At 70.8% G+C, this 2,850-nt stretch carries 3 protein-coding genes; 1 reads left to right on the forward strand and 2 read right to left on the reverse strand.

What is annotated here, in order from left to right; all coding sequences use genetic code 11:
* Positions 1-87 precede the first annotated feature (87 nt).
* A complete protein-coding gene (locus ACZ619_RS45710; protein ID WP_469611967.1) occupies positions 88-1,272 on the reverse strand; it encodes an RDD family protein in 1,185 nt (394 codons plus the stop codon).
* Positions 1,273-1,402: 130 nt separating this feature from the next.
* Between ACZ619_RS45710 and ACZ619_RS45715 the strand changes: the two genes are divergently transcribed.
* The gene (locus tag ACZ619_RS45715; RefSeq protein ID WP_469611969.1) at positions 1,403-2,410 is read left to right on the forward strand and encodes a stage II sporulation protein M; all 1,008 of its coding nucleotides are present in this window, start codon (positions 1,403-1,405) and stop codon (positions 2,408-2,410) included.
* Positions 2,411-2,616: 206 nt separating this feature from the next.
* On the opposite strand, the gene ACZ619_RS45720 is transcribed toward ACZ619_RS45715, so the two are convergent.
* Positions 2,617-2,850: hypothetical protein (locus tag ACZ619_RS45720; protein ID WP_469611971.1), on the reverse strand; the 234-nt coding region annotated here is incomplete at its 5' end.

The following is a 2,850-nucleotide window of genomic DNA, read 5'->3' on the forward strand; positions in this document are numbered from 1 at the left end:
GCACACCTACAATCACCACCGCGGACACACCGCGCTCGCAGGCAAACCACCCGCCAGCCGCGTCCCCAACCTCACAGGGCAATACACCTAGGCCGGCGGCACGAACCCGGTGGACGGCCGCTCGACGACGGGCTCGGAGCCGGGCGCCCGCTCCACCGCCGGAGCAGGGGCTTGAGCCGGAGCCGGAGTCTGAACAGGGGCAGGTGCGGTGTACGGCGCGGCCGGTGCCGCGGGCCCGGGCTGATACGGCGACGGAGGCACGGGCGCCGGGGGCACCGGAGGCGCGTATCCGGCGGGAGCACCGGGCGCCGCGGGGCCGTACCCGGCGGGGGCGCCGGGCGGCTGAGCGCCGTACCCCATGGCGGCGCCGGGCACCGGGGTGCCGTACCCGATCGTGCCGTACGCGGTCGGCGCGGGCGGCGGAGGCGCGTACCCGAAGGGCGCTCCGGTCGCCGGCTGGGCGTAGGTGTGCGGCGCGCCCGGGGCCGGAGAGGCGTAAGGGGAGCCCGGGGCGGGAGCGGTGTGGTCGCCGAAGGCACGGCGGGCCTCGCGGGCCTGCCGTGCCTGGACCACCGCCGCGAGATACGCGGCCGGCGGCACCTCCCGCGGCGCCGGGGTCCCCGTCCGGGCGGCCAGGTCGCCCGCGAGCCGCTCGGCCATCGCCCAGGACACCTGCGGATCCAGCTGCTGCATCCGCGTCAGGTACTGCCGGACGGCGAGCCACAGCCCGTCCGGGACCGAGGACAGGTCCAGCTCGGCGAAACGTCCCGCCAGCCAGGGCGGAGGCGGCGGCACGAAACGGGTCTGCCCGACCGGCACCCGCTCCCGCACCACCAGGGTCCCGGCGAACACGTCCCCTAGCCGTCGCCCACGCGCCGACACGAGCGAGGCGATACACGCGACGACCCCGAACGTCATCAGAATCTCGACGACACCGAGCGCCCCGCGCACCAACGCGTGTCGGAACCGGATGGGACCGCCGTCGTCACGCACGACCCGCAGCCCGCACGCCATCTTCCCGAGCGAACGCCCATGGGTCAGCGTCTCCACCGCGATCGGCGCACCGACCAGCACCAGCAGGAACGCCGCGATCGACAGCGCGGTCTGCGCGGCGTCGTCCAGCGAGGCGGTGGCCAGGGCCAGGGCCAGCGAGACACCGATGTACACGACGAACGCCACCACCAGGTCGAGCAGCACCGCCAGCGCCCTGCTGGGCAGCCTCGCGGGGCGCAGTTCGAGCGCCACCGCCTCGCCGGTCACCAGCTCACTCACGCCCGCCGCCTTCCCCTGGTCCGCCTTGTACAGCGCAAGTCTGCCAAGCTGAGGGCGCATCGCGCCGCAGTACGACAAGCTGACAGCTAAGACAGGCAGTCGACGACCAGCCGAGGAGCAGGCAGACCCGATGGATCTCGACGTCTTCGTCTCCGCGCACCGGGCCGAGTGGGACCGTCTCGACGCCCTGCTCCGCCGGCAGCGGCGTCTCGACGGAGCCGAGGCCGACGAACTCGTCCTCCTCTACCAGCGGACCGCCACGCACCTCTCCCTCATCCAGTCCAGCGCCCCCGATCCACAGCTGACCGGGCGCCTCAGCCAGCTCGTGGCACGCGCGCGCAGTGCCGTGACGGGCACCCGCCGAGCCTCCTGGCGCGACGTCGCCCGCTTCCTGGGGCAGGGGTTCCCGGCCGCCGTCTACCGCTCCCGCCACTGGTGGGTCCCCACCGCGCTGGTCTCCACCGCGATCGGGATCCTCCTGGGCTGGTGGATCGCCACGCACCCGGAGGTGCAGGCGACCATCGCGGCCCCCAACCAGCTCCGCGAGCTGACCCGCCCGGGCGGCGAGTACGAGACCTACTACTCCAGTCATCCCGCGGCCTCCTTCGCGGCCCAGGTCTGGACGAACAACGCCAGGGCCGCCGCGATGTGCCTGGTCCTGGGCGTCTTCCTCGGTCTCCCGGTCCTCTGGATCCTCTTCGAGAACATGCTCAACCTGGGCGTCGGCTTCGGCCTGATGTCCTCGGCCGGCCGCCTGGACACCTTCCTGGGACTGGTTCTCCCGCACGGACTGCTCGAACTCACCGCGGTCTTCGTGGCCGCGGGTACGGGGCTGCGCCTCGGCTGGACCCTCATCGACCCGGGTCCGCGCAGTCGGCGTGCGGCCCTGGCCGAGGAGGGCCGCGCCGCCGTGGGCATGGCGATCGGCCTGGCCCTGGTCCTGTTCGTCTCCGGGGCCATCGAAGGCTTCGTCACCCCGTCCGGCCTGCCCACCTGGGCCCGCATCGGGATCGGAGTGCTGGCCGAGCTGGCCTTCCTGGCCTACGTCTTCGTCATCGGCGCTCGCGCGGCACGGGCCGGCGAGACGGGTGACCTTGAGGACGCGGAGCGAAGCTCGTCCGTCCCGACGGCCGCCTGATGTGCGGAGACCGTTCTTGAGCTGCTAGTCTCCTCTTCGCCCCGGAAGACCCGTTGACACGGGTCGGGTGGGGAGGTAGATTCAAACAGTTGCCTAGAACTGGACAGGTTCAGGGCTGATCGTTAGAATCGATCTGCTTCATAACGGAGACTTCTCTCCGAACATCGAAGCCACCCCCCCCGATTAACTCAGAAATGAGTGGCCGGTCAGACCGGCCAAGAACTTCTGATAAAGTCGGACTCGCCGAAAGGGAGCCGGAAGGCAACCGAAAAGGCAAAGGCCCCCAAAGGCCACCGGAAATGAATTCCGACCGGAAACGGAACGGAAAACGGATCTGGTAAGGTTGGAAACACCGAAGGGAAGCCCGGAGGAAAGCCCGAGAGGGTGAGTACAAAGGAAGCGACCGTTCCTTGAGAACTCAACAGCGTGCCAAAAGTCAA

The sequence above is a fragment of the Streptomyces sp. NPDC104367 genome (genome assembly GCF_055583825.1).

Coding starts and splice junctions, on each gene's coding strand:
- ACZ619_RS45715 (WP_469611969.1), top strand. CDS start 1,403: ATGGATCTCGACGTCTTCGTCTCCGCGCACCGGGCCGAGTGGGACCGT.